General features: G+C 65.2%; 19 protein-coding genes. 11 read left to right on the top strand and 8 right to left on the bottom strand.

Annotation, left to right across the window (positions count from 1 at the left end; translation table 11 throughout):
* Window positions 1-3: 3 nt before the first annotated feature.
* Window positions 4-714 (bottom strand): SDR family NAD(P)-dependent oxidoreductase, encoded by a 711-nt coding sequence (locus tag BCCGELA001_RS25355; protein ID WP_008555105.1) that lies wholly within the window; start codon window positions 712-714, stop codon window positions 4-6.
* Between the two features lie 209 nt (window positions 715-923).
* On the opposite strand from BCCGELA001_RS25355, the gene BCCGELA001_RS25350 reads away from it, so the two are divergent.
* The 4 genes from BCCGELA001_RS25350 to BCCGELA001_RS25340 all read left to right on the top strand — a co-directional run bounded on the left by BCCGELA001_RS25350 (window position 924) and on the right by BCCGELA001_RS25340 (window position 3,691).
* Complete coding sequence (locus BCCGELA001_RS25350; RefSeq protein ID WP_008555103.1) at window positions 924-1,847, top strand: LysR family transcriptional regulator; 924 nt, start codon at window positions 924-926, stop codon at window positions 1,845-1,847.
* A gap of 145 nt (window positions 1,848-1,992) precedes the next feature.
* Window positions 1,993-2,148, top strand: coding sequence for a hypothetical protein (locus BCCGELA001_RS38490; RefSeq protein WP_008555101.1), 156 nt, complete (start codon window positions 1,993-1,995; stop codon window positions 2,146-2,148).
* Between the two features lie 143 nt (window positions 2,149-2,291).
* Window positions 2,292-3,221: an aspartyl/asparaginyl beta-hydroxylase domain-containing protein gene (locus BCCGELA001_RS25345; protein WP_008555100.1), complete on the top strand. Its 930-nt coding sequence runs from the start codon at window positions 2,292-2,294 to the stop codon at window positions 3,219-3,221.
* Between the two features lie 11 nt (window positions 3,222-3,232).
* The gene (locus BCCGELA001_RS25340) at window positions 3,233-3,691 is read left to right on the top strand and encodes a YybH family protein (protein ID WP_060737827.1); all 459 of its coding nucleotides are present in this window, start codon (window positions 3,233-3,235) and stop codon (window positions 3,689-3,691) included.
* Window positions 3,692-3,757: 66 nt separating this feature from the next.
* On the opposite strand, the gene BCCGELA001_RS25335 is transcribed toward BCCGELA001_RS25340, so the two are convergent.
* From BCCGELA001_RS25335 to galE, 3 genes are all read right to left on the bottom strand, one after another.
* A complete protein-coding gene (locus BCCGELA001_RS25335; protein WP_008555096.1) occupies window positions 3,758-4,459 on the bottom strand; it encodes a fumarylacetoacetate hydrolase family protein in 702 nt (233 codons plus the stop codon).
* Window positions 4,460-4,492: 33 nt separating this feature from the next.
* Entirely contained in the window at window positions 4,493-6,295 is a 1,803-nt protein-coding gene (locus BCCGELA001_RS25330) for an ABC transporter ATP-binding protein (protein ID WP_008555094.1), read from the bottom strand.
* A 118-nt stretch (window positions 6,296-6,413) separates the two neighbouring features.
* Window positions 6,414-7,427: a UDP-glucose 4-epimerase GalE gene (gene galE, locus BCCGELA001_RS25325; RefSeq protein ID WP_008555092.1), complete on the bottom strand. Its 1,014-nt coding sequence runs from the start codon at window positions 7,425-7,427 to the stop codon at window positions 6,414-6,416.
* A gap of 126 nt (window positions 7,428-7,553) precedes the next feature.
* Between galE and BCCGELA001_RS25320 the strand changes: the two genes are divergently transcribed.
* Window positions 7,554-8,591, top strand: coding sequence for a glycosyltransferase family 4 protein (locus BCCGELA001_RS25320; RefSeq protein WP_008555090.1), 1,038 nt, complete (start codon window positions 7,554-7,556; stop codon window positions 8,589-8,591).
* Window positions 8,592-8,823: 232 nt separating this feature from the next.
* Here BCCGELA001_RS25320 and BCCGELA001_RS25315 read toward each other — a convergent pair whose 3' ends face one another.
* The 3 genes from BCCGELA001_RS25315 to waaF form a co-directional block, all read right to left on the bottom strand.
* Window positions 8,824-9,132: a hypothetical protein gene (locus BCCGELA001_RS25315; protein WP_008555088.1), complete on the bottom strand. Its 309-nt coding sequence runs from the start codon at window positions 9,130-9,132 to the stop codon at window positions 8,824-8,826.
* Window positions 9,133-9,135: 3 nt separating this feature from the next.
* On the bottom strand, window positions 9,136-9,318 hold the full coding sequence (locus BCCGELA001_RS25310) for a hypothetical protein (protein WP_008555086.1): 183 nt from the start codon (window positions 9,316-9,318) through the stop codon (window positions 9,136-9,138).
* 84 nt (window positions 9,319-9,402) lie between these two features.
* Window positions 9,403-10,473 (bottom strand): lipopolysaccharide heptosyltransferase II, encoded by a 1,071-nt coding sequence (gene waaF / locus BCCGELA001_RS25305; RefSeq protein ID WP_060736594.1) that lies wholly within the window; start codon window positions 10,471-10,473, stop codon window positions 9,403-9,405.
* Window positions 10,474-10,634: 161 nt separating this feature from the next.
* Here waaF and rfaD point away from each other — a divergent pair, with 161 nt between their 5' ends.
* From rfaD to BCCGELA001_RS25275, 6 genes are all read left to right on the top strand, one after another.
* On the top strand, window positions 10,635-11,615 hold the full coding sequence (rfaD, locus tag BCCGELA001_RS25300; protein ID WP_060736593.1) for an ADP-glyceromanno-heptose 6-epimerase: 981 nt from the start codon (window positions 10,635-10,637) through the stop codon (window positions 11,613-11,615).
* A gap of 10 nt (window positions 11,616-11,625) precedes the next feature.
* Window positions 11,626-13,110 carry a D-glycero-beta-D-manno-heptose-7-phosphate kinase gene (rfaE1, locus tag BCCGELA001_RS25295; protein ID WP_008555060.1) on the top strand — a complete coding sequence of 495 codons (1,485 nt, stop codon included), beginning with the start codon at window positions 11,626-11,628 and terminating at the stop codon, window positions 13,108-13,110.
* The gene (locus tag BCCGELA001_RS25290; protein WP_060736592.1) at window positions 13,107-14,393 is read left to right on the top strand and encodes an O-antigen ligase family protein; all 1,287 of its coding nucleotides are present in this window, start codon (window positions 13,107-13,109) and stop codon (window positions 14,391-14,393) included. Before rfaE1 ends, BCCGELA001_RS25290 begins: the two co-directional genes overlap by 4 nt.
* Window positions 14,394-14,498: 105 nt before the next feature.
* On the top strand, window positions 14,499-16,406 hold the full coding sequence (locus BCCGELA001_RS25285) for a nucleoside-diphosphate sugar epimerase/dehydratase (RefSeq protein WP_060737826.1): 1,908 nt from the start codon (window positions 14,499-14,501) through the stop codon (window positions 16,404-16,406).
* Between the two features lie 2 nt (window positions 16,407-16,408).
* Window positions 16,409-17,629 carry a glycosyltransferase family 4 protein gene (locus tag BCCGELA001_RS25280; protein WP_060736591.1) on the top strand — a complete coding sequence of 407 codons (1,221 nt, stop codon included), beginning with the start codon at window positions 16,409-16,411 and terminating at the stop codon, window positions 17,627-17,629.
* Window positions 17,626-18,573, top strand: a complete 948-nt coding sequence (locus tag BCCGELA001_RS25275; protein WP_060736590.1) for an NAD-dependent epimerase/dehydratase family protein — start codon at window positions 17,626-17,628, stop codon at window positions 18,571-18,573. Before BCCGELA001_RS25280 ends, BCCGELA001_RS25275 begins: the two co-directional genes overlap by 4 nt.
* On the opposite strand, the gene BCCGELA001_RS25270 is transcribed toward BCCGELA001_RS25275, so the two are convergent.
* Window positions 18,561-19,556 (bottom strand): MraY family glycosyltransferase, encoded by a 996-nt coding sequence (locus BCCGELA001_RS25270; RefSeq protein ID WP_442855179.1) that lies wholly within the window; start codon window positions 19,554-19,556, stop codon window positions 18,561-18,563. The genes BCCGELA001_RS25275 and BCCGELA001_RS25270 overlap by 13 nt on opposite strands.
* Window positions 19,557-19,587: the final 31 nt, after the last annotated feature.

The following is a 19,587-nucleotide window of genomic DNA, read 5'->3' as shown; positions in this document are numbered from 1 at the left end:
CTCTCAATGGCCGGCGCTCTGGCCGCCGTCGACGTGCAGGATCTCGCCGGTGACGAAGGAGGCACCCTCGAGATAGAGCACGGCATCGACGATGTCGGACATCTCGCCCATATGGCCAACCGGGTGCAGCGCGCTGAGCTGGGCATGCGTCGCGACTGGGTGCATCGGCGATTTGATGATCCCCGGCGAGACTGCGTTCACGCGGATGCCGCGCCTGGCATATTCGATCGCGAGCGACCTGGTCGCGGCATTGAGGCCGCCCTTGCTCAGAGAGGCCAGCACCGACGGTACGTTCGAGTTGGCATGGTCGACCAGCGTGGTCGTGATCTGGACGACGTGGCCAGATCCCTGCTTCTCCATCTCGGCGATCGCGAGCTGCGTGATGTGGAAGAAGCCTGCCACGTTGGTGCCCATCACCGCCGCATAGTCCTCGGCCGTGTACTGCGTGAACGGCTTGGCAACGAAGATGCCGGCATTGTTGACCAGCGTGTCGACGCGACCAAAACGGTCGACCGCCTGCGAGACCACACGTTCCGCCGTGCTTCGGTCGGCGATGTCGCCGGGAATGGCGAGGACGTCATCATTGCCCGACGGCTTGATGGATCGCGCCGTGGCGACGACGCGGTAATTGCGATCGCGAAAACCCTGGACCAGGGCGGCGCCGATGCCCTGCGAGGCTCCGGTGACGATGGCGACCTTCTGCTCGATACCCATGATGGGCTCCTGTTGTCGGCTTTGAGAATGCGCCAGCACCGCTGGCCTGCCCGCTGAGATACGCCGGGCTGCCGCGGTTGCGAATACGCGCTGTCCGGTAGACATTCTTTCGCGCGGCGAACGAATGGCCGCTCGGCATCCCAGCCGGTTGTCGCGGTAGCAGCGAGGTCTTAGCCTGCAGGCGGAACTTGAGGGGCGGCAGGGAGCGTATGGATCGTCTGGATGCGATGAAGGTGTTCGTCCTCGTGGTGGACGAGGGCAGCCTGGCTGCTGCCGGCCGTAAGCTCGGACGCTCGCCGGCTGCCGTGAGCCGCGCCATCGCCTTCCTGGAGCAGCGCGTCGGCACCGAGCTGCTGCACAGGACCACGCGCTCGATCAAGCTGAGCGAGGAGGGCGAGCGTTATGTTGCGATCTGCCGCCGTGTGCTCGCCGAATTGGAGGAGGCCGACGACATCGCGGCCGGACCACGGGCCGCTCCGCGTGGCCTGCTCACGATCACTGCTCCCGTGGTGTCGGGCGAGATGGTGCTGAGACCGATCCTCGACGCGTTCCTGGACGCTTATCCGACAGTATCGGCCAAGCTGCTGCTGTTCGATCGCGCGGTCAACTTGGTCGAGGAGGGCGTCGACGTTGCTCTTCGCATCGGACCACTTGCGGATTCGGCGATGATCGCAATGCGGGTCGGCGAGATCAGCCGCGTCGTTGTTGCAGCCCCGCGCTATCTGAAACAGCATCCGCGCATTACCGAGCCCGGCGATCTCGCCAAGCATCAGGTCGTCGCGATGGCCCATCTGCCCCATTCCTGGACCTTTGCGCCGCTACCTGGTTCATCGGCTGCCCGTACGGTCCAGTTCACCCCGCGGCTCATCGTCAACAGCACCTACGCGGCGGTGGCTTCCGCGGTCGCCGGGCGCGGCGTGGCGCGGATGTACTCCTATCAGGTGGCCGAGCAGGTCGCGCGCGGCGAGCTCGAGATCGTGCTGGCGGGTGATGCCGATCCGGAAATGCCAGCGCACCTGATCTGCCCGCAGGGCCGGCTCTCGGTGCCAAAGGTGCGAGCCTTCACCGACTTTGCCGTCCCCCGGCTGAAGAAGCACTTTGCGCAGCTAAGCAGGAGCATTAGGGCGTTCTGAGCAGCCGGCGGGCCACGCAATGCGTTGTTTCGCGTATACGGCCGCGGCAATGAATCGGCCATGCTTGCTGGACAGTTAACGCCGGATTTACGGATCAGTCCTAGCCTGTCTCGGCCGGGGTACTCGCAAGGCCGAGGTAAGCCCAATGGAAGCCCAGAGAATCGCGGTCGACGCCGTCGTCGCGCTGACCGATTGCGACCGCGACGCCGTTACCGCCTTCATCCGCCGACTCTACGTTGCCGGGGTCACGGATCCCAAGCGCTTGACCTTCAAGGGTCTCCAGGCACTGTCCCGGGCCTGATCGGCCGGTTTCGGTCCTTCAGACCCAAGTTCCGCCTGTACGCTCCCCGCAGCGTGATTTGCAACCCCCCGGTGATATCTTGCCGCTCCGCCCGGGCGGGGGTAGATGACGTCCCGGGCTGGGTTCACTGGGGAGCTGGGGACATGCTGAAACAGCTTTTTGCGCCGCAACTTGTCATTCTCTATGTGCTGGCGGCCTCGACGATTTACGTTCACTTCCGCGGCAAGCAGCGGCTGCGGTTCGCGCGCCAGCTCGGCGATCACTCGACCTATCTCGCACCCTACAATGTGCTGATGTATGCGGGCTCGGCCGTGCCGAACAAGCCGGTGATCCCGGTCGAGCAGTTTCCGGAGCTTAAGCCGCTCAGCGAGAATTGGGAGACCATCCGCGACGAGGCAGTGCGCCTGTTCGACGAAGGCTTCATTCGCGCCGCCGCCAAGAACAACGACTGGGGCTTCTATTCCTTCTTCAAGAGCGGCTGGAAGCGATTTTACCTGAAATGGTACGACGACTTCCTGCCCTCGGCGCGCACGCTGTGCCCCAAGACGGTGGAGCTGCTCAATTCGATTCCGTCGGTGCACGGTGCGATGTTCGCGATGTTGCCGCCGGGCGGCAAGCTGGGGGCTCATCGCGATCCGTTCGCGGGCTCGCTGCGCTATCACCTCGGCTTGGTCACACCGAACTCGAACAAGTGCCGGATCCTCGTCGACGGCGTCGAATGCGTCTGGCGCGACGGCGAGGCCTTCATGTTCGACGAGACCTTCATCCACAGCGCGGAGAATGCGACCGACGTCAACCGCATCATCCTGTTCTGCGACGTCGAGCGCCCGATGAAGTTCGGCTTCATGACCGCGATCAACCGCTGGGTCAGCCACCACATCGTCAAAGCGTCGGCGACCCAGAACGTCGATGGCGAGAGTGTCGGCGTGCTGAACAAGGTGTTCGGCAAGCTCTACGAGATCCATCTCGCCAGCCGCAAGGTGAAGGCATGGAATCGCAACGTCTACTACACGTTGAAGTACTCGCTGACGGCGCTGGTCCTCGGCTTGATCGTGTGGTCGGCAGTTCGGTGATCGGGGCCGCGATGAGTCCGTTGCCGATCGCCAATACCAAGATCGTGCAATTCTTCCGGCAATGGCTGGAAACCTTCGCGGGCTATGTCCGCGAGGTCGACTATGCCTCGGCGCGGCCGCTCTTCCATCCGGACGTGCTCGCCTTCGGCACGCACAACGACGTCATTCCCGGCCTCGATCAATGGGTCTCGACGCAATGGGATAACGTTTGGCCGAAGACGAGCGACTTCCGTTTCGTGCTCGATCAGGCCTCGATCCTAGCATCCGCCGACGGCGCGATGGTGACCGTGATCGCGCCATGGACGAGCACGGGCTACCATCCCGATGGCAGCCCGTTTCCACGGCCCGGCCGGGCGACGATGGTGTTCTCGCGAAACGCCGATGGTTGGCTGTGCGTGCATTCCCACATGTCGCTCAATCGGGGTGTCCCGCAGGCAAGTCATGCCAATCGGCCGGTGAAGGGCTGGTAGATGCGACCGGAATAGAAAAGGCCCCGGACAGGTCCGGGGCCTTTCGGTTTGAAATCGTCGGACGGTTTATTCGGGCTGGCCGATGCTCACCTTCAGCGTGCCGACGCCGTCGACGCCGCATTCGAGCTTGTCGCCGGGCTGGAGCTGCGACACGCCGGCGGGCGTACCCGTCATGATGATGTCGCCGGCGGCGAGCTTCACTTGCTGCGAGAGCTGCCAGATGATCTCAGGCACGTTCCAGATCAATTCGGTGAGGTCGCCCTTCTGCGTTTCCTTGCCGTTGACGGTGAGCCAGATTTTGCCCTTGGCGGGATGGCCGATCTTCGCAGCAGGCTGAATCGCGGAGCAGGGGGCGGAGCCGTCGAACGACTTGCCGATCTCCCACGGGCGCTCCTTCTTGCGCGAGGCGATCTGGAGATCGCGGCGGGTCAGGTCGATGCCGACGGCATAGCCGTAGACGTGGTCGAGCGCCTTGTCGGCGGGAATGTTGAGGCCGCCGCTTTTCATCGCGACGATCAGCTCGACCTCGTGATGCAGATCCTTGGTCAGCGGCGGATAGGGGATGGTGGCGCCATCAGGCACCAGCATGTCGGCATGCTTGGCGAAGAAGAACGGCGGGGCGCGCTCGTCATTGCCCATCTCGCGGATGTGCTCGAGATAGTTGCGGCCGACGCACCAGATGCGGCGCACGGGATAGCTGCCGCTCTCGCCGACGACGGGGAGCGAAGCCTGGGGCGGAAGCGGGATGACGTAGGAGGCGGCGTTCATGCGGGTCTCGCTGCTCTTGAGGTGGAACGAACTCTATGCGGTTGCGCTGATCGGCGCCAGAGCGCCGGAATCGCGGTGTTGCAGGCGGAAGAACGAGGCGTAGCGGCCGCCGCGGCGGAGCAGCTCGTCGTGCCGGCCCTGCTCGACGATTTCGCCGCCCTCGACCACCAGAATGCTGTCGGCGTGCATGATGGTGTGCAGGCGATGCGCGATCACGAGGGTGGTGCGGTTCTGGCACAGATGCTCGATCGCCTCCTGCACCTGCCGCTCGGATTCGGAATCGAGCGCGGCGGTGGCTTCGTCCAGAAGGATGATCGACGCATTCTTGATCAGCGCGCGCGCCACGGCGATGCGTTGGCGCTGACCGCCCGAGAGCTGCGTGCCGTGCTCGCCGACCGGCGTGTCGTAACCGAGCGGGAAGCCCATGATGAAATCATGCGCGCAAGCCGCCTTCGCGGCCTCGATGATTTCGCCCTCGCTCGCGCCGGGTCGGCCGAAGGCGATGTTGTTGCGGATGGTGTCACGGAACAGATAGACGTCCTGGCCGACATAGGCGGTCTGCGCACGCAGCGATTTGCGCGATACTGATGAGATCGACTGGCCGTCGATCACGATGTCGCCTTGCGTCACCTCGTAGAAGCGCAACAGCAGCGCCAGCACGGTCGACTTGCCGCCGCCGGATGGGCCGACCAGCGCGGTGACCTTGCCGGGCTCGGCCACGAAGCTCATGCGGTTGAGCACGGTTTCGCCGCTACGATAGGAGAAGCTGACGTCGCGCAGCTCGATCCGGGCATCGGACAATTTCAGTGCCGGCTTATCGTCGTCGGAATACTCGCTCGCCGGGCTGTCAATGATCTCGAGCAGCATGCGCGCGCCGACGAGCTGGCTGTTGAGGTCGATGTTGAGGCGGGCCAGCCGCTTGGCCGGCTCGGTCGCCATCAGGAACGCCGTCATGAACGAGAAGAACGCGCCGGGCGTGGCGTTGAGCGCGACGACGGCATAGCCGCCATACATCAGGCAGCCGGCCACCGCGAAGCCGCCGAGCATCTCCATCAGCGGATTGGAGCGGTTGGCGACCCGCGCCATCTTGTTGGCGTTACGCTCGACGATCGCGATGTTCTCGTCGATGCGCTTCTGCATGGTGTCTTCGAGCGTGAACGCCTTCACCGTGCGGATGCCTTGCAGCGATTCCTGCATCGTCTCCAGGATGTCGGCGGTGCCGGTGAACTGGTTGTAGGCAAGGCCCTTGATGCGCTTGACCAGCTTGCGCAGCACCAGCATCGCCGGCGGCACCGCCACGAGGCCGATGAACGACATCAGCGGGTCCTGCCACACCATTACGCAGATCATGGCGAGCAGCATCAACAGGTCGCGCCCGACGGCGTTGACAAGCATGTTGAGGACGTCGGTGATCGACTTGGCGCCGGCGGTCAGCCGCGCCAGGAATTCAGAGGAATGCCGCTCCGAGAAGAAGCCGACGCTCTCGCGCATCAGCTTGGCGAACAGCTGGCGCTGGTTGGTGGCAAGGATGGCGTTGCTGATCTTCGTCAGGATCACCATGTGGCCGTAGGTTGCGACACCCTTGATGAACAGCAGGATCACCGTGATGCCAGAGAACATCGCGATGCCCGGGATGTTCTTGTCGACATAGGCCTGGTTGATGACCTGGCCGAGCACATAGGTCGCGCCCGCGGTCGATCCGGCGGCAAGCGCCATCAACGCGAAAGCAACGAGGTACCGCCGCCAATAGACGACGCCCTGCTCCACGACCAGGCGGCGAATCAGGACCACTGCCGCATAGGGATCGTCGGTGATTTTCTTTGGAAACTGGGCCATCCGGGGTCCATTGACGGGGCAGGGCAAAGCCTGCCCGCGCGTCAGGGATCGATGGGCCTCTGTGCCCGCTCAAGCGGGCCTTTTCAAGCCCAATTAAGGGCTTGCGCTTGAGATGATTCTAGGCCGACACGGCCTGGCGGAGCTCGCCGTGGCGCTCGCGGAACAGCTTGTCCTCCCAGGCCAGCGCATGGGCAGCGATGGTCTCGAGGTCCTCGTATTGCGGCCGCCAGTCGAGCAGGCCGCGGATGCGGCTGGTGTCGGCCACCATGGTCATGATGTCGCCGGGCCGCCGCGGGGCGTATTGCACGGCGAAGCTGCGGCCGGAAACCCGCCGCACCGCGTCGATCGTCTCCAGCACCGAATAGCCACGGCCATAGCCGCAATTGAGCGTCGTCGAGGCGCCGCCATTGCGCAAATAGGCCAGCGCCGAGCGATGCGCCTGCGACAGGTCGGTAACGTGGATGAAGTCGCGGATGCAGCTGCCGTCGGGGGTCGGATAATCGGTGCCGAACACGTCGATCTTGGCGCGCTGGCCGGTGGCGGCTTCCACCGCGATCTTGAGCAGATGCGTGGCGCCGACGGTGGCAAGGCCGATGCGTGCGTGCGGATCGGCACCGGCGACGTTGAAGTAGCGCAAGGTCACATATTGCATGCCGTAGGCGGCGGCGACGTCGTGCAGCATGATCTCCGTCATCAGCTTCGACGAGCCGTAAGGCGACAGCGGCCGCGTCGGCGCGTGCTCGGGCACTGGCACCTGATCCGGATTGCCGTAGACGGCGGCGGTCGAGGAGAAGATGAAGCGGCCAATGCCGCGCTTGACCGCGACGTTGAGCAGATTGCGCGCGGTCATGAAATTGTTGCGGTAGTAGCCGAGCGGATCGCGCATCGAATCCGGCACGACCACCGAGCCCGCGAAATGGATGATGCTCTCGATGTCGTGCTGCGCGATCACGCCTTCGAGCAAATTCTCGTCGCCGGCATCGCCGATGAAGAGCGGCACGCCCTCGGGCAGATAGGTGGAGAAACCCGTGGAGAGATCGTCGATCACGACGACGTCCTCGCCGGCTTCCGCCAGCGCCAGAACCGTGTGACTTCCGATATAGCCGGCACCGCCGGTGACAAGCACAGTCATGATCTCACCCGTCTTCGATCAACGCGCAAAACTAACGCTTGCGTGGTGAAGAGGGGGTATCGGCGCGGCTGAACTGGTCACTATGCTTAATGTTGCGTATAGGGATTTTGCGAAACGGAGCGTGACGTGGCGAATTTCCCCGGCGATCTCGATGTGATCGTGCCAAATCTGCACAGGCGCTATTCCGGGGTCACCGCGACCAACCGGATGGTGGCGCCGCGCTTGGCGAAACTATATCGCGCCGCCTGGTTCGGCTCGGACGCGCCGGAGGGCATTGCGCGCCTTGGGGTTGCGGATTTCCTGAAGCTGTGGCGCCGCAAGGCGCCGCTGATCTGGCACGCGCGGCGCAACAACGAGATGATCGCAGGTGTCGTGTTGCGCGCGCTCGGCTGGCCGCTCAAGCTCGTGTTCACCTCTGCCGCGCAGCGCCATCACAGCTGGATCACGCGCTGGCTGATTCGGCGCATGGATGCGATCATCGCGACGAGCGACATCTCGGCTTCGTTCCTGAAGGTGAAGGCGACCGTGATCCCGCATGGTGTCGACACCGACGTCTATGCTCCTCCGACGGATCGTGCGGCGGCGTTCGCCGAAAGTGGTCTGCCCGGCCGCTACGCCATCGGCTGCTTCGGCCGCGTGCGGGCGCAGAAGGGCACCGACGTATTCGTCGATGCGATGTGCCGGCTTCTGCCGCGTCATCCCGATTTCGCCGCCGTGATCGTCGGCCAGGTCACGCCCGAGCAGACAGCTTTCGCCAACGATCTGAAAAAGCGCATCGAGGCAGCCGGCCTGCAATCGCGCATCATCATCACCGGCGAATTGCCGATCGAGCAGGTGCAGCGCTGGTATCAGCGGCTGACGATCTACGCCTTCACCTCGCGCAACGAAGGTTTTGGCCTGACGCTGATCGAGGCGATGGCGGCCGGCAGCGCCCTCGTCGCCGCACGCGCCGGCGCGGCCGAGCTCGTGGTGGAGGATGGCGTCAGCGGCGTATTGATCCCGACCGGCGATGCGGACGCGTTGGTCGCCGCGCTGGAGCCGCTGATGGGCGATGTCGATGCAGCGACGGCAATGGGCGCGCGAGGGCGGGCGCGGGTGCTCGAGCGCTTCAGCCTGGACGCGGAGGCGACGCGGATCGGTGAGGTCTATCGGCCGCTGCTCTGAATCGTCACATTTCGCGCGCGCCAAACAATAAGTGCGAAAACAACCCCATGCACAGTAGACGACGATAGCAAGATCAACGACTTGGCCGGCGGCTCTCTTGGGTGCTGATTTTTCGAAGTTCGACGCGTCGGGCAAAACACCTGTAGACAGGCATCATCCCAACATGCCTGTTTTCCGCAGGACGTCCGCAGGACGTCCGCCGGACGAGCCGGGTGGCGGATCTCTGGCCCGATCAATCCGAGGATTGTCGTGCGGCCTGCTTCCTGGCCTTCTGACGCAGGAAGCTGACCTCGAGTTCGTCGCCGTTCACGCGATCGAGCTGGCATCGCCGGTAGGCGAGGCCGACCGAGGAAAGGACAAGAAAGAATTCGGCCAGCGTCAGGCCCTCGATGGAGCTCTCGACGCGAAGCGTGGCGGAGTTCTCGGACACGTCCTTGACGTAGCAGGGGCGCCGCCAGGTGCCGTCGATCGCCATCATCTGGGCCGGCAGCGGCCGCTCGAAGGCGACGCGCTGGCTCTCGCGTTCCTTCTCTTTCGGCATGCCCTACTGCTTCGCCCGCGGCTGCAAATGAGCACCCGGCGCTCTCGCAGCGGGGGAGGTTGCTGGCCGCAGCCTGCGCTCGTAGGCGCTCGCAAGGTCGAGCAGGCGCTTCTTGGTGAACGGGTCAGCCTTGGTCGCAAGTTCGCGGATGTGCTCGGCGCGCGTTTTGATGAAATCGTCGTCCATTGGCTCTCCCCGGAAATGCGAGGATGCCGACTCTTCCCGAGTGTGTAAGTAACATTTGTTACAAAGGCGCGTGCGAAGGCCCCTTTACGTCTCCGTCCTTACCCCCGTTTCCCCCAGCACCCGCTGCGCGATCGCCACCACCTCGCTCGCCGCGATGTCCCGCATGCAGCGGTGGTCGTTCATCTTGCAGATCGTGCTCTGGCAGGGCTGGCACGACAGCACGCTCTTGTCCTGCACCACGGTTGCGGCGAGGCCGTTGAGGGGAGCCCAGAGATAGGGGCTGGTCGGGCCGAAGATGCCCATGGTGGGGGTGCCGAGGGCGGCTGCGATGTGCATCAGGCCGGAATCGTTGGAGATGGCGACGCCGGCGGCGGCCATGGCCAGCACGCCGTTGCGCAAATCGGTGCCGGTGAGGTCGCGGACACCCGGGCCGCCAGCCGCCACGATCTCCTGGGCCAGGTCCTTTTCCGCGGGGCCGCCGACCACCCAGACCTCCAGCCCGCGCTCGACCAGCAACCGCGCGGCCTCGGGGTAGGAGGTCCAGCGCTTGGAGATGCCGACCGAGCCGGGGGCCAGCGCCACGGCTGCGCCGTTGCTCAGTCCGTTGGCCTGTCGCCAGCGGACGATGTCCTCTGGGGGCACGCGGAGCTGCGGCACCGGCCATTCCGGGGGCAGGGGCGCGCCATCGGGCTGCGCGAGGGCGGCGTTCTTGTCGATGAAGCGGGGCAGCTTCTTCTCGCCCCAGCGCCAGTGGTTGAGCAGGCCGAACCGGAACTCGCCGACGAAGCCGACCCGTTCGGGGATGCCGGCCAGCGCAGGCGCAATGGCCGCCTTCCAGGTCCGGGGCAGCACCAAAGCGGTGCCGTAGTTCCGCGCGCGCAGCAGTTTTGCCAGGCTGAGCTGGCGGCCAATGGCGAGCCGGCCGCGCGGCAGGTCCCAGACGATGCCCTCACGCACGCCGGGCATGTAATCGACCAGCGGGGCACACAGCGACGTCGTGAGCAGATCGACCGGCCGGTTCGGCCAGCGCTGCTTCAGCACCCGCACAACGGTGTGATTCCGGACGAAATCGCCGATCCACATGTAGGGAATGATCAGGATCGGGCGCGTATCGCTCCGGTCTGGATCTTCACTAAATTGCGAATCTTGGTTCATTCGTTAAATAGCATTTGGGAGCGATATGGCGTCGCGGTTCGGTTAGCCGCTCCGGGCCGGCAGGTAAAGCCGGGAGAGCGGTGGTCCAAAACGCTTACACTTTGGCGGACGATGCGCTACGGCAGTTATCGGGGCCGCAAAGATCGGGCAGGGATTTCGGAATGTTGCTGGTGACCGGTGGGGCCGGTTTTATCGGGTCGAATGTCGTCGCCGCGCTGAACGAGGCCGGCCGCAGCGACGTCGTCGTGTGCGATCTGCTCGGCGACGAGGGCAAATGGCGGAACCTCGCCAAGCGCCAGCTTGTGGATATCGTGCCCCCGGCCGAGCTGCTGGATTGGCTGAAGGGCCGCAAGTTAGAGGCCATGATTCATCTCGGGGCGATCTCCGAGACCACCGCGACCGACGGCGATCTCGTGATCGAGACCAATTTCCGCCTGTCGATGCGCCTTCTGAACTGGTGCGCGGCGAATGCGGTCCCGTTCATTTATGCTTCCTCGGCGGCGACTTATGGCGATGGCGCGGATGGTTTCGACGATGACGCCTCGCTGCCGGCGCTGAAGAAGCTGCGGCCGATGAATCTGTACGGCTGGAGCAAGCACCTGTTCGACCTCGCCGTCGCCGAACGGGTCGCGCGCGGCGATCAGCTCCCGCCGCAATGGGCCGGACTAAAATTCTTCAACGTGTTCGGGCCCAACGAATATCACAAGGGCTCGATGATGAGCGTGCTGGCGCGTCGCTTCGAGGACGTCAAAGCGGGCCGCGTCGTGCAGCTGTTCAAGTCGCACCGCGACGGCATCGACCACGGCGACCAGCGCCGCGATTTCATCTATGTCGACGATGTCGTGCGCGTCGTCATGTGGCTGCTGGCGACGCCGTCGGTATCCGGCCTGTTCAACGTCGGGACCGGCAAGGCGCGTAGCTTCCGGGATTTGATGCTGGCAGCCTATGCCGCGCTCGGCAAAAATCCCAACATCGAATATATCGACATGCCCGAAAGCATCCGCAACAGCTACCAATATTTCACCCAGAGCAAGGTCGATCACCTCCATCGCGCCGGTTATAACGGCGGCTTCACGACGCTCGAGGATGCGGTGAAGGCTTATGTCGGCGATTATCTCGACCGGCCCGACCGCTTCCGCTGAGGCCTCGATCATGCCGGCACCCATTCTCGATTTCGACGCCCTCGCACGAGCCATCTCGGGCCGCACGGTGTTGTGCATCGGCGACATCATGCTTGACGAGTTCGTCTATGGCGAGGTGTCGCGGATCTCACCGGAGGCACCCGCGCCAGTGATCTCGGCCCAGCGCAGCGAGATCCATGTCGGCGGCGCCGGCAACGTCGCGCGCAACGTCGCCGCCCTCGGCGCGCGCTGCATCTTCGTCGGCCTCGTCGGGGAGGACGATTCCGGAAGGCGGCTCGCTTCCGCCCTGGCGGAGCACGCCGGCATCGACAGCGTGCTGGTATGTGATCCGTCGCGCCCGACCACGCGAAAGGTCCGCTTCGTCTCCGAGCATTTCTCCACGCACATGCTGCGTGCGGATTGGGAGCAGGCGCTGCCGGCCTCCGATGCGATCGAGACGAAGCTGATCGAGGCGATCCTGCCGCAGCTCGCGCGCGTCGACATCGTGCTATTGTCCGACTACGCCAAGGGCGTGTTGACCGCGCGCGTGATCCGCCACACCATCGACGCCGCCCGTAAGCTCGGCAAGCCCGTCATCGTCGATCCCAAGAGCCTCAACTGGGCGATCTATCGCGGTGCGACGCTGCTCACACCGAACCGCAAGGAATTCTCGGAAGCGACGCGCAGCCGTGCCGACACCACGCAGAGCATCGTCGATGCCAGCGAAGACGTGATGCGGCTCGCCGATTGCGAGGCGATCCTGGTCACGCTCGGTGAGCACGGCATGACGCTCGTGCCGCGCGGCGGCGAGGCGGTCCATGTTCCGGCTTTTCCGGTCAAGGTGCGCGACGTCTCCGGGGCCGGCGACACCGTCGCCGCCGCGCTCGCGGTGTCGCTCGCTGCGGGCGCCGACTGGGACACCGCGCTGCGCATGGCCAATGCCGCTGCCGCGGTCGCCGTCGGCAAGCAGGGCACCGCCAGCGTGAGCGCGGTCGAGCTGCGGCGAAAGATCCTGCCGCATGCCTATCTCGCCGCCGAGGAGAAGATCGTGCTCGAACCTGATACGCTGGACGCCCAGCTCGCCGAATGGCGAAGGCAGGGTCTGCGCGTCGGCTTCACCAATGGCTGCTTCGACATCCTCCATCCCGGTCACGTCAAGGTGCTGACTGCGGCCCGCGCCGCCTGCGACCGCCTGATCGTGGGGCTCAACAGCGACGCCTCGGTGCGGCGGCTGAAGGGCGCAGATCGGCCGGTCCAGGACGAGCGCGCGCGGGCCGAGGTGCTGGCTGCGTTGGAGGCCGTCGATCTCGTCATCATCTTCGAGGAGGACACGCCGATCGAGCTGATCACCAGGATCAAGCCCGGCGTGCTGGTCAAAGGCGGCGACTACACCCGCGAGCAGGTCGTCGGTCACGAGGTCGTCGAGGCCGAGGGCGGGACGGTCGTGCTGGTCGACATCCTCCAGGGCTTCAGCACCACCGCTCTAGTGCATCGCGCGCGGGGAGGGGGCAAGTGACGGCGCTCGCCGGCGGGACGGCCGGTCAGATGTTCGGGCGGCGCCTACGCAGCCCGGCAGCCTGGCGCGAGACGGTGGACATCCTGGCGGTCCTGACCGCGGCTTCGCTGCCATGGTCGACGTCGCTCGCGGGAATCTTCAACGCGCTGATGCTGCTCTGCATGGTGCCGTTTCTCGACTTCCGCGCGTTCCTGCAATCGCTGAAGCGCCCGATCTGTGTTGCGCCGATCGCACTGGTCGTTCTCGCGCTGGTCGGGACGCTGTGGTCGGAGGCGTCCTGGGGCGCGCGCCTCTATGCGGTCAATCCAACCGTCAAGCTGCTCGTGCTGCCCATCCTGCTCTACCATTTCGAGCGCTCGCAGCGCGGGCATTGGGTGCTCGTCGCCTTCCTGGTGTCCTGCGCACTGTTGTCGGTGATGTCGTGGCTGGTCGCCTTCTATCCCAACCTCGCCCTCAAGACCGATCCGCCGGAACGCGGCATCTTCGTCAAGAACTACATCGACCAGAGCCAGGAATTCACGCTCTGCGCGGTCGCGCTGGCCTATCCAATCGTAATGCTGCTGCGCGAGAAACGATACTGGTTCGCCGGGCTGCTCACGGCGCTCGCGCTCAGCTTCTTCGTCAACATGGCCTTCGTGGTGGTGTCGCGCACTGCGCTCGTCACCATTCCGATCATGTTCGGTGTGTTCGCGCTGCTTCACCTGAAATGGCGCAGCATTGCCATCGTCGCTGCCGCTCTGCTCGCAGGCGCCGTTCTCGCCTGGCAGGCCTCGCCGCATCTGCGCGAGACCGCAGAGCGGTTCAAGAGCGACTACACCCGCTATGTGGAAAAGGGGGAGCCGACCTCGCTGGGCCTGCGGCTCGAATTCTGGCGGAAATCGCTCGGCTTCTTCGCGGAGGCGCCGATCGTCGGGCACGGCACGGGCTCGACCCGCGGATTGTTCGAGCGCGTCGCGACGCCCAGCGGGCAATACCAGGCGTCAGCCGAAGTGATCGGAAATCCGCACAACCAGACGCTGAACGTCGCCGTCCAATGGGGCGTCATCGGCATCGTCGTCCTGTATGCGATCTGGATCCTGCATCTCTTGTTGTTTCGCGGCGACGGGCTTGCCGACTGGATCGGGCTCCTGGTGGTGGTGCAGAACGTCTTTACCTCGCTGTTCAACTCCCATTTGTTCGACTTTCACGAGGGCTGGATGTACGTCATCGGCGTCGGCGTTGCCGGCGGCATGGTGATGCAGGCGCGACGGACCGGGGCCAGGACGGCGGAAGCTGGTTCCTGAAGGGTCGGCGCGGATGCCTTGGCTGGCAAGCTGGCATGTCTTGCCGAGATGGGCTATCCAGCGCGGATCAAGTTTGCACCTAACTGGGCTTTCATCGGTCGGCGGATGACGCGTCTTTCGCATCTCACCTTGCGCAACTTCCTGATCGCGCTCCACGACCTGCTGGCGACCACGGCGGCGCTGTTCGTTGCTTTCTATCTGCGATTCGAGGGCGGCGACGGCTTCTACGAGCGCCTGCCGCTGCTGTTCCAGATCCTGCCCTATTTCCTCGCCTTCAGCGTGGTCGTGTTCTTCATCTTCAACCTGACCACGACGAAGTGGCGCTTCATCTCGCTGCCGGACGCGCTCAACATCATCCGGGTCGCGACCGTTCTGACGGTTGCCCTTCTCGTCCTCGACTACATCTTCGTCGCCCCGAACGTCCGCGGCGCCTTCTTCCTCGGCAAGGTGACGATCATCCTTTACTGGTTCCTCGAGGTCTCCTTCCTCAGCGCATCACGCATGGCTTACCGCTATTTCCGTTACACGCGGGTGCGGCGTCATGCGAGAACCGACGATGCTGCCCCGACGCTGCTGATCGGCCGTGCCGCGGATGCGGAAGTGCTGTTGCGCGGAATCGAGAGCGGAGCGATCAAGCGCATCTGGCCGATCGGCGTGCTGTCGCCCTCGAGCTCCGACCGCGGCCAGTTCATCCGCAACGTGCCGGTGCTGGGTGGCATCGACGATGTCGAGGACGTCATCGCGGACTTCGCCAAGCGCAACAAGCCGATCGCCCGCATCGTGATGACACCGTCGGCGTTCGAGCCGGAGGCGCATCCGGAATCGATCCTGATGCGGGCACGAAAGCTCGGCGTCATCGTCAACCGCATGCCTTCGCTGGAGAGCGGCGACACGCCGCGCCTCACGGCCGTCGCGGTCGAGGACCTCCTGCTGCGGCCGAGTGAAGAGATCGACTATGCGCGCCTCGAAGCCCTGATCAGGGGCAAGGCGGTGATCGTCACGGGCGGTGGCGGCTCGATCGGGTCGGAGATCTGCGAGCGCGTCGTCGCCTTCGGCGCCGCGCGTCTCTTGATCGTCGAGAATTCCGAGCCGGCGCTCTACGCGGTCACCGAAGTGCTCGCCGGCACGACGGCCGAGATCGAAGGACGCATCGCCGATATCCGCGACCGCGAGCGCATCATGCGCCTGATGGCCGAGTTCAAGCCGGACATCGTGTTCCACGCCGCGGCCCTCAAGCACGTGCCGATCCTCGAGCGCGACTGGAGCGAGGGCGTCAAGACCAACATCTTCGGGTCCATCAACGTGGCGGACGCAGCGCTGGCCGCCGGCGCCGAAGCCATGGTGATGATCTCGACCGACAAGGCCATCGAACCGGTGTCGATGCTGGGACTGACCAAGCGCTTTGCGGAGATGTACTGCCAGGCGCTGGATCACGACCTCGCAGCGGCGGGGCGCGGCGCCAAGCCGCCGATGCGGCTGATCTCGGTCCGGTTCGGCAATGTGCTGGCCTCGAACGGCTCGGTGGTGCCGAAGTTCAAGGCGCAGATCGAGGCCGGCGGCCCGGTGACGGTGACGCATCCGGACATGGTCCGCTATTTCATGACCATCCGCGAAGCCTGCGATCTCGTCATCACGGCTGCCACGCACGCGCTCGGAACGCAGCGCTCGGACGTCTCGGTCTACGTGCTCAACATGGGCCAGCCGGTGAAGATCGTCGATCTCGCCGAACGCATGATCCGCCTGTCCGGCCTGCAACCGGGCTATGACATCGAGATCGTGTTCACGGGGATGCGGCCGGGCGAGCGCCTGCACGAGATCCTGTTCGCCTCCGAGGAGCCGACCCGCGAGATCGGCGTTGCCGGCATCATGGCCGCGCAGCCGAACGAGCCGCCGATGCAGACGCTGCGCAAATGGATTGCCGCGCTCGAGCAGGCCATCGCGCGCGACGACCGCGCCACCATCAGGACCATCCTGAAGGATGCCGTTCCCGAGTTCGGGTCGACCGCGGCCTGACCATGCAGTCTTCAGGCAAGATCGTCGTCGCGAGCCAGCATTACCCGCCTGACACGAGCACGACGGCATCGATCATGGCGGAGATTGCCTGCCGTCTCGCCCAAGACCACGACGTCGTCGTGCTGTCGGGCTCGCCGGGCGCGCTTCCGGCCTCGCAAACCGGCCCGGGCAAGCCGCGCGTCGTCATGGTCAGGAACCGGATGGCGGGCAAGGCAGCGCTGCTGCGGCGCGGCCTGTCCGAGCTGCTGTTCGCAGGGCGCACGTTCCTCGCGCTGATCCGGCAGCTGAGACGGGGTGACGTCGTGCTCACCGTCACTGCGCCCTTCATGCTGCCTTACGCGGTCGCGGCAGCGGCAAGGCTCAAGGGCGCGCGGTCGGCGCTGATCATGCACGACCTATTCCCTGACGTGCTGGTGATGGCGGGCCTGTTGAAGCCCGGCTCGTTCGTGACGCGGACGATGCGCGCCGCCAACAGCCTGATGTTCCGCGCGCTCAATGCCGTCATCACCATCGGTCGCGACGCGGAGCGTCCGCTGCTGAGCTATTCCGGCATGAGGCGAAACAAGATCCGCTTCATCCCGAACTGGGCGACCCTGGTACCCGGGCCGCGTCCCCTTACACGGGACAATCCATTCCGCAAGGCGCTCGCCGCGCGCTTCATCGTCGGGCTATCAGGCAATCTCGGCTTCACCCATGATCCCGAGATCGTGTTCGAGGCGGCGCGCCTCCTCAAGGATGAGACGGACATCCACTTCCTGCTGTCCGGCTGGGGCATCGGCTTCGAGCGGCTGAAACAGTTGCAGACCGAGGCGGGACTGCCCAATGTCTCCTTTGTCGCGCGCGTCGCCGATTTGGAGCTCGAGGCATTTCTGGCGTCCGCCAATCTCTGGATCATTCCCTACCGGAAGGACGTTGCGGGAGTGTCGGTGCCGAGCCGGTTCTACAATCTGCTGGCGGTCGGCCGTCCCGTGGTGTTGGTCTCCGAGCCGGAGGCCGAGGCCGCCTTGACGGTGGCCGAGAGCGGGCTCGGCTGGGTCGTGACGCCAGGCCGCGCCGACCAGCTCGCTGAAGCGATCCGCGCGGCCTGCCGTTCGGACGACGACGCCATGACGGAGCGCGCGGTGAAGGCGGCAGCGCGCTTCGACCGCACCGTTGCGATGAATGCTTATGCCGGCCTGATCGAGGAATTGTTGCACAACCCGGACCTTGCGGAGCAACGATGAGCGAGAACAAACCAGTCGTGCTCGTGACGGGAGCGAACGGCTTCGTCGGTCGTCATCTCACGCCGGCAATGGCACGCGAGGGCTGGTCCGTCCGCCGTGCAGTCCGCAGCCCGAACGGCAGCGACGACGAGGTCGCGATCGGATCAATCGGCCCGCAGACCTGCTGGCAGGCCGCGCTCGAAGGCGCCGACGCCGTCGTCCATCTCGCCGCGCGCGTGCATCACGCCCAGGAGAAGAATGCGGAGCAGATCTATCGCGACGTCAACATCGCCGGCACCCTGCAACTGGCACGCTGTGCGGCGGCCGCCGGCGTGCGCCAGTTCATCTTCGTGAGCACGGTCCTCGTGCATGGCCGCAGCAACGACTGGCGTGCGCCGTTCAGTGAAGACGACGTCCTGACACCCCGCGGCCTCTACGGCATGTCGAAGGCCGAGGCCGAGGCCGGTCTGAGAGCGATGGCGCCCGACAACGAGATGAACATCTCGGTGATCAGGCCGCCGCTGATCTATGGTGCGGGCGCCAAGGGTAATTTCGCGCTGCTGACGCGCGCAGTGGATCTCGGACTGCCGCTGCCCTTCGCCGGGATCCGCAATCACCGCGCCTTCCTCGCCGTGCAGAACCTGTCATCGTTCATCCTGCACCGGCTCAGCCATCCCGACCCCACCAGCAATTTCGAGATCTTCCTGGTGGCTGACCGGGAACAGGTCTCCACGGCCGAATTCATCGCGCATCTGGCGAAAGCGTCCGGCAAGCGCCCGCGCCTGTTCGCCGTGCCGCCGGCCTTGCTCGGGGCACTTCTCAAGATGATAGGCCGACAGAACACGCGCGACAGCCTGATCGGTTCGCTCGAGCTCAACATCTCGAAGGCGCTCGCGACCGGCTGGCAGCCGCCGGTCTCGCTCGACGAGGGGCTGCGGCTGGCGCTGTCGGCTCAGAGGAATTGAGGTCGGGAGAAGCGCCGCAGCACGATCGCGATCGCGATCGCGCCTGCGAGCAGGGAGAGGAGCGTGATCGCGATCGAGCCGGCGCGGACGGTCGCGATAGCAAGCAAGGCCAGCATGAGATTGAGCGCAAACACCTCGCCGATCACCTGCGGCACCCTGAAGCCGTTGTCGGTCGCGCGCTGATAGAAATGTGAGCGGTGCGCCGACCAGAACTGTTCGCGGCGCGCGATGCGGCGAAACAGCGTGATGGTGGAATCGGCGAGGTAATAGCCCGGCAGCAGCAGCGCCGCGGCGGGGTGCCCGTGCCAGGCAAGCTCGAGCAGGCACCAGCCGAGCAGCAGGCCGATCGGCAGGCTGCCGACATCCCCGAGAAATACGCGTGCGACCGGCTTGTTGAACGGCGCAAAGCCGAACATGGCACCGCACAGCGCGATCGCGAGCAGGGTGGCGGCCGAGGAGAGCTCTCCGAGCCATCCGAGCAGCCCGAGCGCGGCCGTCGTCGGCACCACTTCGGCCACCGTCATCAGGTCGAGGCCGTCCATGAAGTTGACGAGGTTCACGAACCAGACGCCGGCAATGACGATCAGGACGCGTTCGAACGCAAGCGGCAGGGCGGGCACGATCCGCAGCGCCTCCGGTGCCGCAGAGACGACAGTGGTCACGGCCGCGGCTTGCAGCAACAGCCGTACGGTGACCGGCAGAGGCCTGATGTCGTCGACCAGCCCGACCAGCGCGATCAGCACGGCGGAGCCGATCAGGGGCAGGGGAATCGCGCCATGGGCCCAGGCGGCCCAGGGCGCAGCGACCAGCAGGGTGGCTGCGACGACGGCGATGCCGGCGCCCTGCGGTGTCGGGATACGATGCGAGGACCGCGCATTCGGCCGCGCCAGCGCATAACGCTGCAGCAGCGGCATGCTCAGGTAGGTGATGCAGGCGGAGATCAGCGCAGCGAGCACGGCCGGCGCGAGCGCGAACAGGACCAGTCCGACCGCATGGTCTTCACCCGCGGCGGAC

It is taken from the genome of Bradyrhizobium sp. CCGE-LA001 (assembly GCF_000296215.2).
Classification (GTDB): Bacteria; Pseudomonadota; Alphaproteobacteria; order Rhizobiales; family Xanthobacteraceae; genus Bradyrhizobium.
This window is presented reverse-complemented; position numbering and strand designations above follow the sequence as displayed.